Source organism: Schinkia azotoformans, from assembly GCF_035811335.1.
GTDB classification, from domain to species: domain Bacteria; phylum Bacillota; class Bacilli; order Bacillales; family Bacillaceae_J; genus Schinkia; species Schinkia azotoformans.
In genome coordinates, this window is the sequence record NZ_JARSMD010000016.1 from 196,588 (window position 1) to 210,344 (window position 13,757).

14 protein-coding genes and 1 riboswitch are annotated in these 13,757 nt (G+C 38.4%); of the genes, 7 read left to right on the forward strand and 7 right to left on the reverse strand.

Translation table 11 applies throughout. From position 1 onward, the window contains the following. Positions 1 to 264: 264 nt before the first annotated feature. Positions 265 to 1,221, forward strand: a complete 957-nt coding sequence (locus tag P9E47_RS09485) for a TIGR01212 family radical SAM protein (protein WP_326163261.1) — start codon at positions 265 to 267, stop codon at positions 1,219 to 1,221. After that, positions 1,218 to 1,793, forward strand: a complete 576-nt coding sequence (locus P9E47_RS09490) for a class I SAM-dependent methyltransferase (protein ID WP_326163262.1) — start codon at positions 1,218 to 1,220, stop codon at positions 1,791 to 1,793. Before P9E47_RS09485 ends, P9E47_RS09490 begins: the two co-directional genes overlap by 4 nt. A gap of 30 nt (positions 1,794 to 1,823) precedes the next feature. Here the strand turns inward: P9E47_RS09490 and P9E47_RS09495 are convergent, their stop codons facing one another. Both P9E47_RS09495 and P9E47_RS09500 read right to left on the reverse strand, forming a co-directional pair. Continuing rightward, positions 1,824 to 2,903 (reverse strand): tetraprenyl-beta-curcumene synthase family protein, encoded by a 1,080-nt coding sequence (locus P9E47_RS09495; protein WP_407697177.1) that lies wholly within the window; start codon positions 2,901 to 2,903, stop codon positions 1,824 to 1,826. Between the two features lie 35 nt (positions 2,904 to 2,938). Continuing rightward, positions 2,939 to 3,730 carry an alpha/beta hydrolase gene (locus P9E47_RS09500; protein WP_326163263.1) on the reverse strand — a complete coding sequence of 264 codons (792 nt, stop codon included), beginning with the start codon at positions 3,728 to 3,730 and terminating at the stop codon, positions 2,939 to 2,941. A 303-nt stretch (positions 3,731 to 4,033) separates the two neighbouring features. Between P9E47_RS09500 and P9E47_RS09505 the strand changes: the two genes are divergently transcribed. Continuing rightward, complete coding sequence (locus P9E47_RS09505) at positions 4,034 to 4,546, forward strand: gamma carbonic anhydrase (protein WP_003333220.1); 513 nt, start codon at positions 4,034 to 4,036, stop codon at positions 4,544 to 4,546. A gap of 465 nt (positions 4,547 to 5,011) precedes the next feature. Here the strand turns inward: P9E47_RS09505 and P9E47_RS09510 are convergent, their stop codons facing one another. The 3 genes from P9E47_RS09510 to metK all read right to left on the reverse strand — a co-directional run bounded on the left by P9E47_RS09510 (position 5,012) and on the right by metK (position 7,097). Beyond that, on the reverse strand, positions 5,012 to 5,212 hold the full coding sequence (locus P9E47_RS09510) for a cold-shock protein (protein ID WP_003333219.1): 201 nt from the start codon (positions 5,210 to 5,212) through the stop codon (positions 5,012 to 5,014). 211 nt (positions 5,213 to 5,423) lie between these two features. Then, positions 5,424 to 5,630 (reverse strand): cold-shock protein, encoded by a 207-nt coding sequence (locus P9E47_RS09515; protein ID WP_003333218.1) that lies wholly within the window; start codon positions 5,628 to 5,630, stop codon positions 5,424 to 5,426. 267 nt (positions 5,631 to 5,897) lie between these two features. Next, the gene (gene metK / locus P9E47_RS09520) at positions 5,898 to 7,097 is read right to left on the reverse strand and encodes a methionine adenosyltransferase (protein ID WP_326163264.1); all 1,200 of its coding nucleotides are present in this window, start codon (positions 7,095 to 7,097) and stop codon (positions 5,898 to 5,900) included. Between the two features lie 191 nt (positions 7,098 to 7,288). Next, a riboswitch (SAM riboswitch) is annotated at positions 7,289 to 7,461 on the reverse strand. Positions 7,462 to 7,635: 174 nt separating this feature from the next. Between metK and pckA the strand changes: the two genes are divergently transcribed. After that, the gene (gene pckA, locus P9E47_RS09525; RefSeq protein ID WP_003333216.1) at positions 7,636 to 9,222 is read left to right on the forward strand and encodes a phosphoenolpyruvate carboxykinase (ATP); all 1,587 of its coding nucleotides are present in this window, start codon (positions 7,636 to 7,638) and stop codon (positions 9,220 to 9,222) included. A gap of 160 nt (positions 9,223 to 9,382) precedes the next feature. On the opposite strand, the gene P9E47_RS09530 is transcribed toward pckA, so the two are convergent. Continuing rightward, a complete protein-coding gene (locus P9E47_RS09530; RefSeq protein WP_003333215.1) occupies positions 9,383 to 10,207 on the reverse strand; it encodes an alpha/beta hydrolase family protein in 825 nt (274 codons plus the stop codon). Between the two features lie 159 nt (positions 10,208 to 10,366). On the opposite strand from P9E47_RS09530, the gene P9E47_RS09535 reads away from it, so the two are divergent. Genes P9E47_RS09535 through P9E47_RS09545 form a run of 3 tightly spaced genes read left to right on the forward strand, consistent with a single transcriptional unit; the run spans position 10,367 to position 12,947 of the window. After that, positions 10,367 to 11,359, forward strand: coding sequence for an ABC transporter substrate-binding protein (locus tag P9E47_RS09535; RefSeq protein ID WP_003333214.1), 993 nt, complete (start codon positions 10,367 to 10,369; stop codon positions 11,357 to 11,359). A gap of 18 nt (positions 11,360 to 11,377) precedes the next feature. Then, positions 11,378 to 12,154 carry an ABC transporter ATP-binding protein gene (locus P9E47_RS09540; RefSeq protein WP_003333213.1) on the forward strand — a complete coding sequence of 259 codons (777 nt, stop codon included), beginning with the start codon at positions 11,378 to 11,380 and terminating at the stop codon, positions 12,152 to 12,154. After that, complete coding sequence (locus P9E47_RS09545; protein WP_003333212.1) at positions 12,135 to 12,947, forward strand: ABC transporter permease; 813 nt, start codon at positions 12,135 to 12,137, stop codon at positions 12,945 to 12,947. The genes P9E47_RS09540 and P9E47_RS09545 overlap by 20 nt, the downstream gene beginning before the upstream one ends. A 49-nt stretch (positions 12,948 to 12,996) precedes the next feature. On the opposite strand, the gene P9E47_RS09550 is transcribed toward P9E47_RS09545, so the two are convergent. Continuing rightward, positions 12,997 to 13,749: a LytR/AlgR family response regulator transcription factor gene (locus P9E47_RS09550; protein ID WP_326163266.1), complete on the reverse strand. Its 753-nt coding sequence runs from the start codon at positions 13,747 to 13,749 to the stop codon at positions 12,997 to 12,999. Positions 13,750 to 13,757: the final 8 nt, after the last annotated feature.

The following is a 13,757-nucleotide window of genomic DNA, read 5'->3' on the forward strand; positions in this document are numbered from 1 at the left end:
TAGGTGCAGCATTATTATTTTGTACAGGTTGCAGGATTGTTATACGGCCCACGGGGTTGGGGTGGGACATAGGGTCGGGAACTCTGGCTCTGGGCCACGGGATTGCTCCGGGACACAGGGTCGGGAACTCTGGCTCTGGGGAACTCCTGAACACAGAACCCGACCCTGCGTCCCAACCTCTTGTCCCAAAAGTGGTTATCATGCTAAAATGACACAGTGTGTTTAATAACACAAAAGTAATTTCAAAAGAAGGAGGGAATACAGATGAAGAATTCATTCCCTTATACAACTGACCAAAAGCGGTACCATACATGGAACTACCATTTACGTGAAACATTTGGACATAAAGTATTTAAGGTGGCACTTGATGGCGGCTTTGACTGCCCGAATCGGGACGGAAAGGTTGCCCATGGCGGGTGTACTTTTTGTAGTGCTGCCGGTTCCGGTGATTTTGCCGGTAATCGTACCGATCATTTAGTTAAACAATTTAATGATATAAGAACGAAAATGCATGAGAAATGGAAAGACGGAAAATATCTAGGCTATTTCCAAGCATTTTCAAATACGTATGCACCTGTTAAAGAGCTTCGAGAAAAATATGAAATTATTTTACAACAGCCCGATGTAGTCGGTTTGTCGATTGCAACAAGACCGGATTGTCTCCCGGATGATGTCGTTGAATATTTGGCAGAACTGAATGAACGGACTTATTTATGGGTCGAGCTTGGCCTTCAGACCGTACATGAATCAACAGCAAATCTAATCAATCGTGCTCATGACTATGACTGTTACAAAGAAGGCGTTACAAAGCTCAGAAAGCATGGTATTAGAGTTTGTTCCCATATTATTGATGGACTTCCGCAAGAAACACCAGAAATGATGTTAGAAACAGCAAAAGAAGTTGCAAAGCTTGATATTCAAGGAATTAAAATTCACCTTCTTCATTTGCTAAAAGGAACCCCGATGGTCAAGCAGTATGAAAAAGGCTTGCTCCAATTTTTATCTTTTGAGGATTATGTAAATTTAGTATGTGACCAATTGGAGATTTTCCCCCCTGAAATTGTGATTCATCGCATCACAGGTGACGGGCCGCCCGATTTAATGATTGGTCCAATGTGGAGTCTAAAGAAATGGGAAGTTTTAAATGCGATTGATGCCGAGCTGAAAAGACGCGATAGTTGGCAGGGTAAATTAGCAGTCAAAGAAGGATGTTCGCAATGATGTTGAAACGAGTTTTGCCGTTTGCCCATTCATTGCTTGAAGCTGCTGTCAAAGAAGGAGATATTGCTATCGACGCGACCGTTGGAAATGGTCATGATACGGTATTATTGGCCAATTTGGTGGGTTCAAGCGGAAAGGTTTACGGTTTTGACATCCAGCAGGATGCGCTGGAAAAGGCACACCTGCGCCTACAAGAATATGAACTCCAGATAAGAGTAGAACTTTTTCTAAAAAGTCATGATCAAATTGAATCTGTTATTCCACCAGAACTTCATAAAAAAATCAAAGCTGCCATTTTCAATTTAGGTTATTTACCGGGTGGAGACAAAACCATTGTTACAACCCCGGACTCTAGCATAAGCGCCGTGAAACAGCTGCTAACAATGATGCCCCCGGGTGGAATCATTGTACTTGTTGTCTACCATGGACATCCCAAGGGTCAAATTGAACGGGATCAGTTGATTCAATATGTTAAAACGATTGATCAAAAACAGGCCCAAGTGCTGCAATATCAATTTTTGAACCAAATTAATCATGCACCATTTGTAATCGCAATAGAAAAAATTAAATAACAAAAAGTGAAAGGTTGTCTCAACAGAAACTTAAGAGGCAACCTTTCTATTTTGTCCTACATTTTTACGATACCAACGTCCATTTATGTAAAAAAATAAGGAAGTAAATCCGCCGCTTTTTAAAATTTTTCGCATAACACGTTGAATTTCGGTTTGTCTCTTTACCTTCGGATCGGAAAGATATAGACCTAAAAGTCCATGATTAATTAAGCGATGGAAAGTTTCATCCGGTAATCCTTTAGTATGTACATTGGCTTGTTCAAAAAAATGAACAAGCCTTATTTTTAATACTTCCGGGCTTGGATAATAAAAGCAGAAGTTCAAATCCCCGCCTATCCTATCTTCTTCTTGATCAATAAAATAATCTAATAAAATATGAAGGCCTTGGACATATGGAAATAAAGCCTGTCTAACCTGCAACATTTCTTTGTCAGTAAAAACTGAATTGAAGCCATAGGCAACTAAGCAAAAAATTCCTAATGTTGAACCTGCACAGGCCGAAAATTCATACCATTCCATTTTCGGCAGCTTTTCCTTATACAATTCAAACCATGCTTCCAATTCAGGTACCCGTTCTTCAGGTTTAATATGCTTGTACACCTGCAAGTCGCAATAATAGGAAGCTAATTCATGTAAATAAGGAGCAATTTTTTCATAGTGCTTTACTCTCATAAGAGTTTTTTGACATGTCTCCACTAATTCACACAAATAGCCCCCATCATCCTGCTCCTTGCGGTAGCAATAATAATTTTTCGTACTTGCACCCGGTGTTAAGGCATGCAGCATCGACTCATGCAGGCACTTGAAATCAACTGGGTCTAAGGAGGTGCTTCTGTCGCATAAATTATCCAAGTAATCACTAATCGTTTGATAAGCGACAATGAATTCAATACAATCGGTTAGTGATTCCCTTGCCAAAATGGCATAGACTCCTCCACCTTCACAATGAAAGGTTTTCGAATTAATACTGGCTAATGCCTGCTTTCTAAGTTCAGGATCAGGAATTTCGCTCGCTTTTTTTTTCCATTTATTTAATTGTTGATGGACATTTGGAAAAACATTTTTATATATTTTTTTCATTAAGTAAAATACGTAGCCTGGTGCTGTCAATCCTTTTTCACTCCAAACAAGATCTATCAAAAAAATTAAAAAGATTTTTGCAATTGCATTTCTATAAAACCTTTGGCATATTTAAATACTTCATCTCTTTCCGGTTCATTGAAAATTTCATGATAAAGCTTTGGCCATTCTTTATAAAGCTTTTCATTTACTTTTATTTTATTAAACCATTCTTTTACAACAACTTTATCGACAATTTTATCCGCCCCTGCTTGCATCAGTAATACCGGAATATCATCAGGTAATTTATCAATATTTCGATTTGCCTGCTCCATTGCCTTCATAAGCTCTTGATACCAGCGGACAGAAACCTTTGTCACATAAAGCGAGTCATTTTCATCGAATTGCATCACTTCTTTATTTCGTGTCGCAATTTTCGGTTCCATATGGGAAGCAAGCCGGAGGGAAGGAACGACTACATTTAAAGCTTTTGCAGCTAATTGTAACCCTTTCGGTGGTGGGGTTGTTAGTCCTAAACACGGAGAAGACAAAACAGCTGCCTTTATAGGTAATTGTTTTTCCTGCAATGTCCGAATGACAGCTAAGCCCCCCATGCTGTGGCCAAGCAAAAAGATCGGTAAATCATACACTCTTGCTTCCTCAATCCATCCGCAAATCGTATCTATATATTCATTAAAAGAATCGATATGCCCTCTTTTTCTTGTAGAAGTACCTTGACCAGGCAAGTCGCCAAGTACTACATTCATTTTGCTTGCTTTCCACATTTCTGTTAACCACTTATAGCGTCCCTGATGTTCAAATGCACCATGAACAACTACAAACACTCCACGAGGGTCTTCAACTTCCCACTTCCACATGAAAAAAGTCTCCTTTACTAATCAAATATGCCTTGGTGTATTGGCGCCCAGATTTTTATCGAGCTTGCTCGATAATTTCCTCTAAAAAATCTGAGGCATCCGCCAGAGGCTTAACTTTATTCAGCAGGGGTTTGAATCCTATTGATACGTAATACAAATTGGAGTCATTTCTCCATTTTATGATTAAAAGAATTTTCCGCTGAATAAAGTTAATTTTACCAATTATCCATGATACAATCATTTTATGGTTTGAGCGGACCTTTATTCAAGACACAAATTTTTTTAAAAAGGAATGATATTGTTATGATTTATGAATTCAAGGGAAAATATCCAAAAATAGCAGAAAGCGCTTTTATTGCAGATTATGTAACTATAACTGGTGACGTTTCGATTGGTGAATTAACTAATATTTGGTTCAATACATCCATCCGTGGCGATGTAGCCCCGACCATTATCGGGGATCGTGTAAGTATCCAGGACAACTCAGTCCTTCACCAAAGTCCTAATAACCCGCTAATAATAGAAGATGACGTAACAGTGGGACATATGGTTATTTTACATAGCTGTACGATTAGAAAAAATGCTTTAATTGGGATGGGCTCAACGATTTTGGATGGTGCTGAGATTGGGGAAGGTGCTTTTATCGGTGCCGGCAGCCTCGTTTCTCAAGGCAAAAAAATTCCGCCAAACACATTAGCATTTGGACGCCCCGCGAAAGTCGTCCGCGAATTGAATGAAGAAGACCTGAAAGACATGGCTAGAATTAGACGGGAATATGTAGAAAAAGGTCAATTTTATAAAGGGTTGCAAAAATAGAAAAGCGGAGGTGCCCGTCTAGCGACGAAAAAACTGGAGCATGTCGACTGAGATAAAGGAAACACGACGAGCATGGTGAGTCGATGTTGACTTATCGTAGGGAGGCCTGTGAAGTTTTTCGAGTCGCTGGGCACTGTAGCTAGACAATTACGAATAAATTAAAATTATATGTAGTTGGAGACTTTAGCTTTGAAGCATAGTCTCCTTGTTATTTTTACTAAACACTTCTCGACAGATATATCTAAAACAACGAAAGCCCTGCCTCTCTTTCATCTTTACGGCTCCTAGGCCGCGCCATGGGAATTAGCTTATAAAAACCAACTTGTTAATCAATTTAAACATTAGATAATTTGAAAAATAAAATAATGTGGGATAAAAAGATGGAATCAACCAAGAGGAGTTTAGTAGATAAAATATATAGGGGGGCTGTCATTGACAACCCCATGCTATATTCTATTACGCTAATTATGCTTTTTGAACATTAGCAGCTTGTGGTCCACGGTTTCCTTCAACAACTTCGAAAGAAACTTTTTGACCTTCTTCTAATGACTTAAAGCCATCGCTTTGAATAGCTGAGAAATGTACGAAAACATCCTCTCCACCTTGAACTTCAATAAATCCAAAACCTTTTTCTGCATTAAACCATTTAACTGTACCAGTTTTCATTTGTATTTCCTCCAATATTTTTATTAATCACCATAAGCTTATTTACTTACATTTAATCAAATATAAAAAAGCCGTAACTACAAATTGTGGAGAAAGTAATCGTCCACATTCCATTTGCAGTCACGACTTACGTATATACATGCAAAATTTTATAAACGAACTTAATAGCGTATGCCTAATAATATACCATATAATTTCCTAAGTCAAATTTTTATTTAAAATTATGTCGGCTGTGATTTTCAACGACCTGCAGCATTTTAGTACTTGGGCTCATTTCGCTATGACATAATGGACAAGCTGGCTCGTCACTACTTTTGAAGTTATCACGAACCCAACAGTTGCAATCATCTGAAGTACACACCCACACCTTAGTCTCCTCTGTAACAACCTCTTCTACTGGTCTTCTTCCAAAAGCCATTACCTACCACACCTTTCGAGAATTATGTTCATAAAAAATCCAAATTAGCCATGATTGCAACAAAAAAACTTATTATAAAAACATAACAAAATAGGATGTGTTATATCTTTATAATAAGCGACTTCAAAATATGAATTTTTAAACCCTTTTTCATAGTATACCCTATAAAACATTTTTATACCAATTTATTTCAAAATTATGGATATGCGCCCATTCCCTCTAAAAAAAAGGGTAGATAAACTTCTAAAGCTTATCTACCCTCTATTATTATTGTAATGCCTCTTTTTGTAGTCTTTCTGCTTTATCTGTTTTTTCCCAAGGTACATCAAGGTCGATTCGACCAAAATGTCCGTAAGCAGCCGTTTCTTTATAGATTGGGCGACGTAAGTCTAACATTTTGATGATTCCAGCAGGACGAAGGTCAAAGTTATTACGGACAACTTCAACTAACTTCTCTTCTGAAACCTTTCCAGTTCCAAACGTATCAACAGCAATCGATACCGGTTGGGCAACACCAATTGCGTAGGCAAGCTGGACTTCACACTTTTCAGCTAACCCAGCTGCAACAATATTTTTGGCTACATATCTTGCTGCATAAGCCGCTGAGCGGTCAACCTTTGTTGGATCTTTCCCAGAGAATGCACCACCGCCATGACGTGCATATCCTCCATAAGTATCAACAATAATTTTTCTGCCTGTTAAGCCAGCATCACCTTGAGGTCCGCCAATTACGAAACGGCCTGTAGGATTAATGAAGTATTTTGTTTTTTCATCAATAAGCTCTTTTGGAACAATTGGGTTAATGACAAATTCCCTAATATCTTTTTGAATTTGTTCTAATGATACTTCCGGATTATGCTGTGTGGATACAACAATAGCATCAATGCGCACCGGTTTATCGTTTTCGTCATACTCAACCGTTACTTGTGTCTTACCATCGGGACGTAAATAGGAAAGGGTTTCATTTTTACGAACCTCTGCCAATCGGCGTGATAGTTTGTGTGCCAATGAAATAGGAAGCGGCATTAATTCAGGTGTTTCATTACAAGCGAATCCAAACATTAATCCTTGGTCTCCTGCTCCAATCGCTTCAATCTCTTCATCTGACATTTTACCTTCACGGGCTTCCAGGGCTTTATCAACACCCATTGCAATATCAGGAGATTGTTCATCAATCGATGTTAAAACAGCACATGTCTCAGCATCAAATCCATATTTTGCACGATTATACCCAATGCCATCAACTGTTTCACGTACAATTTTTGGAATATCCACATAAGTGGATGTGGTAATTTCGCCGGCAACTAGTACCAAGCCTGTTGTTACAGTCGTTTCAGCCGCTACACGAGCGTTTGGATCGTTTTTAAGGATCTCATCCAAAATAGCATCAGAAATTTGATCACATATTTTATCCGGGTGTCCTTCCGTTACTGATTCTGAAGTAAACAAACGACGATTCTTTGTCATTTAAATATGTACCTCCTAAGAATAAATCAATTTTAACGGTACTCATTCCCTTTATACGTTGGCTCATACCTTTTCTATATTTTAAGGTATCCATCTTTGTATAAAAAACTCAAAATAAATCATATAAAGACGCAAAAAAACCTTTCCTACAAATAAATGAGGAAAGGTTGTTTAATCAACTAAGCCTTTCACTCTTATCGCTCAAGACAAAAGCTTGTCTTGCAACAGGTTAAGCACCTTGTCACCATTTTTTATTTTCCAACGAAATAAACCGGATAGTTGCGATAATTTCATGGAAATAATAATAGTGTCGGTTGCCGGGTTTCTTAGGGTCTGTCCCCCCTCCACCAACTCGGGATAAGAGAGTATCCGTTCTGACCTATAGTATCGTAGAAAACCATATTTTGCAATTAAAATTTAAAAATTAGATAAAGATTTTAAATAGTATAGACTATTAATCTAAATATGTTATACTATTTAACATATTATAGATTAGATTATAAAATGATTTAAATTAATGAAAAGGAAGGTTTTGTTCATGAACTCTGTTCGTAACACGATTGAATTAAAGGATGTGATTAGTGGAGCTAATGTCCATCATAATCTGTCTGTTCCACAATTAGTGGAAAAAACACTATCAAGAGAAGAAGCTGTATTATCTTCAACAGGTGCTATCCGTGCTACAACTGGAAAATATACTGGCCGTTCACCAAAGGATAAATACATTGTCGAAGAGGCTTCAACAAAAGATAAAATTGATTGGGGTTCCGTTAACCAACCAATCTCTTCTGAAGTATTCAATTCACTTTATCAAAAAGTGTTAAATTACTTAAGTTCCAAAGATGAAATCTTCCGTTTCCAAGGATTTGCCGGGGCAGATACTAAATATCGTTTACCAATTCAAGTAATCAACGAATATGCATGGCATAATTTATTCGTTCATCAATTATTTATTCGTCCAACTGATGAAGAATTACAGTCACATACTCCGGAATTTACTGTAATAACTGCACCTAATTTCAAAGCTGATCCAGCTGTTGATGGTGTAAAATCAGAAACATTTATTATCATTTCTTTTGAGCAAAAAACAGTATTAATCGGTGGTACTGAGTATGCTGGTGAAATGAAGAAGTCCATTTTCTCTATTATGAACTATTTATTACCTGAAAAGAATGTATTGCCAATGCACTGCTCAGCCAATATCGGTCAAGAAGGTGATGTAGCATTATTCTTCGGATTATCAGGTACTGGTAAAACAACATTATCTGCTGATCCAAATCGTCGTCTAATTGGTGATGATGAGCATGGTTGGTCTAATAATGGCGTATTTAACATTGAGGGTGGCTGCTACGCTAAATGTATTAACCTGTCTCAAGAAAAGGAACCACAAATTTGGGATGCAATCCGTTTCGGTACTGTATTAGAAAACGTAGTTCTTGACGATGCTACTAGAGTGGCAGATTATGATGATTCATCATTAACAGAAAATACTCGTGCGGCTTATCCAATTCACGCAATTGATAATATCGTAACACCAAGTATTGGTGGACATCCAAATACAATTATTTTCTTAACAGCTGATGCTTCTGGCGTTTTACCTCCAGTAAGCCGTTTAACTAAAGAGCAAGCAATGTACCACTTTATCAGTGGCTATACAAGTAAGGTTGCTGGAACTGAGCGTGGCATCACTGAACCACAACCAGCATTCTCAACATGCTTTGGTTCCCCATTCTTACCAAGACCAGCAAGAGTGTATGCTGAAATGCTTGGCGAAAAAATCGACCAATACAATGCACATGTATTCTTAGTTAACACTGGTTGGACTGGCGGTGAATACGGCGTTGGTAAGCGTATGAATCTTTCTTACACTAGAGCAATGGTTCGTGCTGCTCTTGAAGGAGATTTAGACAACGTTGAAACAGTAACAGACCCAATCTTTGGATTACAAATTCCATTACATTGCCCTGGAGTACCTGATGAAGTATTACAACCTAAGAAAACTTGGGCTGACGGTGCTGCATACGAGAAGAAAGCATTAGAATTAGCACAAGCATTCAATGAAAACTTCAAGCAGTTCGGTGATGTATCTGACGAAATCAAAAATGCAGGTCCATTGGTAAAATAATAAAATTCAAAGCACGGTGATGCCCGTTTGATGGGGTTCCGTGCTTTTTTTGTTGGAATGAAAAAGGATGACAGACTTAGTTTGATTTGTTCTCTTGAAGATGATTGTAATCGCTTGTTATCCATAATCAAACCGACCCCTGAGAGCATTTGATGTTGGATTAAATTCTTATAGCGGTACCATCCTCACCTTGTTGCATCCATTGCGCTAGTTTCTGAACAACTTGACGATTAACTTGTGGCGGGAAGTAATGGGTGTATTCCTCGAAAATCCATTTAGAATACCGTTTACCATGCTCTTTTAGCTTATTTTCCAATAAATACGCATGTTCCACTGATACATTTTTGTCCTGTGCTCCATGGATGATTAATACCTGGGCATTGATTTTTTCTACTTGGTCTAACGGGGTTCTCCAGCTGTACTGGTCAGGAACCTTAGCCGGGGTTCCACCGATCACCCGCTTCATCATTCTTCTGAGATCTTCTCTTTCTTCATATGTTAAAGTCATATCGGAGACACCTCCCCATGTCACGATTGATCTCGCATCAGGCTTTTCAATCGCTGTAATTAATGCCATCACACCTCCACGGGAAAAGCCAAATATATGGATATTATTGCGATCCACTAAAGGGTGCTCCTTCAATATTTCAAATGCCTCAAAGGCATCTCTTCGATCTTCCCCAGCAAAATCCTCATAACCTTCCCCACCGCAATTCCCTCTGTAAAATGGTGCAACTACAACAAAGCCTTCCGAGGCAAATTGAATGATTCTTCCAACTCGCACCATTCCTACACCTTTAATTCCACCTCTTAAGTATAAAAAGCCTGGAAACTTCCCATTTCTCCGCTCCGGCTCCCATTTTGGAACGGCTAAAAAAGCCTTAACCCGGTAACGATCGCTTAAATATGTAATGAGAAAGACATCGATCTCAGGGTGCGGTGAAGGATATCGTTGCGAATCAATTATGTTAACATACTTCAACACTAACTTAACTCCCTTCTGCTATATCAACTGCCATGCGGGGACAGGCACCCCCACCGACAATTGGTGCATGGCTCCATTTAAATTTTTACATGGGCATTCACACATTTTATTCTTTCATCATAGTCTATTTTAGATTCAATTCAAGGGGGTTTGTATAATATGAAATTTCGTCAACTAATGGTGGTAACAATATCTTTACTTGTTCTATTTGCATTTACGGCATGTTCACAAGATACACCACAGAAGGTTAGGCTGGCTGAGGTTACTCGCTCGATTTTTTATGCCCCAGAATATGTAGCGCTTGAAAAAGGTTTTTTTGCTGAAGAGGGCCTTGATGTTGAAATGACGACTACTTGGGGCGGAGATAAAACAATGACAGCCTTGTTAACAGGCGGAGCGGATGTTGCTTTAGTAGGCTCTGAGACCTCAATTTACGTGGAAGCCCAAGGTGCAACGGATCCGGTCATCAACTTTGCGCAACTTACTCAAACTGATGGCACGTTTCTTGTTGCTCGTGAAAAAGTTGACAATTTCACATGGGAGCAATTAAAAGGCAGCACCTTCCTAGGACAGCGTAAAGGCGGCATGCCGCAAATGGTTGGAGAATTCGTTCTCAAGAAACATGGTATTGATCCGCATAATGACACGACTTTGATTCAAAACATCGATTTCGCTAATATCCCGAATGCTTTTGCCTCTGGAACAGGCGATTATGTGCAGTTGTTCGAACCGACAGCCAGTATTTTTGAAAATGAAGGAAAAGGATACATTGTAGCATCATTTGGAACGGAGTCCGGTCATGTTCCATATACAACATTTATGGCTCGGGATAGCTACATGAAGGAAAATCCTGAGGTTATTGAAAAATTCACGAAAGCTGTTTATAAAGCACAGATTTGGGTTCAGGAGCATAGTGCGAAAGAAATTGCCGAAGCAATTGCGCCACATTTCCAAGACACGGACCTATCCATTATTGAAACGGTTGTTGACCGCTATAAGAGCCAAGGTTCCTTTGCTACCGATCCAATTTTGGATGAAGAAGAGTGGAACAACTTACAGGACATTATGGATGAAGCCGGTGATCTTCCAAAACGAATTGATTATGAAACACTTGTAAATACAGACATTGCGAAAAAAGTGATGGCTAAATAGGAGGGAGGTTTTTCTCCAATGAGCTTTTTAGAAATCGAAAATGTTTATCACACCTATTTTTCTCCAAAAACAGCAACTACGGCTCTAGAAAATATATCACTTTCAATTGAGGAGGGGGAATTTATCTCCTTCCTCGGCCCTAGCGGCTGTGGGAAAACAACATTACTTTCGATCATTGCGGGACTCTTAGAACCGACGGAAGGTTCTATTAAAATTGATGGCATAAATGTTAGCGACCAGAAGGCGATGATCGGTTATATGCTCCAGCAGGATTATCTTTTCCCGTGGAAAACAATCGAGGAAAATATTACGCTTGGTTTAAAAATAATGAAAATCGATACCCCGGAAAATTATCAAAAGTCTCTTGATCTTCTAAAAGAGATGAAGTTGGAAAACATAGAAAAAAAGTATCCAAGTGAATTATCAGGTGGAATGCGCCAGCGCGTGGCATTAGTTCGAACACTTTCAACATATCCAAAAATTCTCTTGCTTGATGAGCCCTTTTCCGCACTTGATTATCAAACAAAGCTTAAACTTGAAGATTTAGTGTTTCAAATTTTAAAAGAGTATAATAAAACAGCGCTTTTGGTAACCCATGACATCGGCGAAGCCATCGCCATGAGTGACCGTATTTTCCTCCTGAAAGCAAATCCAGGAGAAATCGCACAATCCTTTATTGTCCCAAAAGAGTTACAAGGCCTTACCCCTTTTGCAGCGAGGCAGCATCCGAGTTTTTCAGAGTTATTCCAAATCATATGGGAGGAGTTGAACAATCTTGAGTCAAAAACAACGTAACACAGAGCTTCTGCACAAAGAATATTTACAGACGTTAAAAAAAGAAAAACGCTTGACTCAATTTTGGCAGCTTCTTATTTTTATTACCTTTTTTGGCTTATGGGAAATTTCCAGTAAATATCACTGGATTGATCCACTAATTTTCAGTTCTCCTACGAAAGTGTGGAATTTATTTTTAACAAAAATAAGCGACGGTTCTTTGCTTGTTAATTTACAAGTTACATTGTTTGAGACGATTCTAGGATTTATTTTAGGGACATTGTTAGGTACAATTTTAGCTGCCATCCTATGGTGGTCGCCACGGTTATCGAATATCCTTGACCCCTACCTCGTCATCTTAAACGCGATGCCAAAGGTAGCCTTAGGACCGATCCTTATCGTTGCTTTGGGACCAGGTTATACCTCCATAATTGCCATGGGAACGATTATATCCGTTATCATTACAACAATCGTTGTATACACGTCTTTTCGAGAGGTAGATTCCAATTATATTAAAGTAATGCAAACGTTCGGAGCGACAAGAGTCCAAACATTCCAGCACACGATCCTTCCCGCTTCGTTTCCAACAATCATTTCAACGTTAAAGGTGAATGTAGGCTTATCATGGGTTGGGATTATTGTCGGGGAATTTCTTGTATCCGCTAAGGGGCTCGGATATCTAATTATATACGGCTTCCAGGTCTTCAATTTTACGCTCGTATTAATGAGCCTGTTGCTTATAGCAGTATTTGCAACGATTATGTACAAATTGGTGGAGTGGCTTGAAAAGAAGCTTGTGAAAAATGAAGCATAGCTATCTAGATTCGGGGAGCCAAATTTGCTACTAGTTTAAATATTATTTGTTACTTGTGTCCTGTTAATTGACTTTGTAAAAAGTGCTGTTTTAAGTTTTTCCAATAACGATAAGAGACATCACAAATGGTACCGTTTTTCAGCAACACTTGTCTTTTTTGCATATCAAGTTTTTCTATATAATCAAGATTAATCAAATAGCTGCGGTGACAACGGAAAAAGCGTTCATCTATTTTTTCTTCAATTTCTTTTAAATTCCCGTAAAATTCATAGAAACCATTTATCTCCCTTAGGATAACTTTATGTGCATGGTGTGAGGTCTCAAAGTAATAAATATCTTCAAAGCGTACTTTTTTGATGAACTCCCCGATTTTTAATGCAAAAAATCCTGTTTCTTCTTTGAAATGAATTTGTTCATACTTTTCATAAGCCACTTGCAAAGCAGAAATGATATTATCTTTTAAATTTGGAGCTTCTTTTAGGATATAATCTAATGCTGCTAGTTTATAGGTAAATGTCAGTTTCAATTTATCGGCAAATGTTGTGATAAAGATAATATTGGCTAAAGGATCCTTTTCCCGAATGAATTGAGCCAGTTCTAGTCCGTTTATGTCCGCATCTAGCTCAATATCCAAAAAATAGCAATCCGCCTGATGATCTGTAAGATAGGTCATCACTTCTTCAGGTTTTGCTGCACAAAGTACTAGTTCTATATTCGTTTCGTGAAAACTCGTATATTGCAAAATAGTAGATTGTAAGAATCGTCGCTGTTGTGGATCGTCCTCACATAAAATAACACGCATGGTTTGTT

What these genes read in the sequence shown, in the direction of transcription:
- P9E47_RS09485 (WP_326163261.1), top strand. Translation starts at nt 265, where the DNA reads ATGAAGAATTCATTCCCTTATACAACTGACCAAAAGCGGTACCATACA.
- P9E47_RS09490 (WP_326163262.1), top strand. Translation starts at nt 1,218, where the DNA reads ATGATGTTGAAACGAGTTTTGCCGTTTGCCCATTCATTGCTTGAAGCT.
- P9E47_RS09500 (WP_326163263.1), bottom strand. Translation starts at nt 3,730, where the DNA reads ATGTGGAAGTGGGAAGTTGAAGACCCTCGTGGAGTGTTTGTAGTTGTT.
- P9E47_RS09505 (WP_003333220.1), top strand. Translation starts at nt 4,034, where the DNA reads ATGATTTATGAATTCAAGGGAAAATATCCAAAAATAGCAGAAAGCGCT.
- P9E47_RS09510 (WP_003333219.1), bottom strand. Translation starts at nt 5,212, where the DNA reads ATGAAAACTGGTACAGTTAAATGGTTTAATGCAGAAAAAGGTTTTGGA.
- P9E47_RS09515 (WP_003333218.1), bottom strand. Translation starts at nt 5,630, where the DNA reads ATGGCTTTTGGAAGAAGACCAGTAGAAGAGGTTGTTACAGAGGAGACT.
- metK (WP_326163264.1), bottom strand. Translation starts at nt 7,097, where the DNA reads ATGACAAAGAATCGTCGTTTGTTTACTTCAGAATCAGTAACGGAAGGA.
- pckA (WP_003333216.1), top strand. Translation starts at nt 7,636, where the DNA reads ATGAACTCTGTTCGTAACACGATTGAATTAAAGGATGTGATTAGTGGA.
- P9E47_RS09535 (WP_003333214.1), top strand. Translation starts at nt 10,367, where the DNA reads ATGAAATTTCGTCAACTAATGGTGGTAACAATATCTTTACTTGTTCTA.
- P9E47_RS09540 (WP_003333213.1), top strand. Translation starts at nt 11,378, where the DNA reads ATGAGCTTTTTAGAAATCGAAAATGTTTATCACACCTATTTTTCTCCA.
- P9E47_RS09550 (WP_326163266.1), bottom strand. Translation starts at nt 13,749, where the DNA reads ATGCGTGTTATTTTATGTGAGGACGATCCACAACAGCGACGATTCTTA.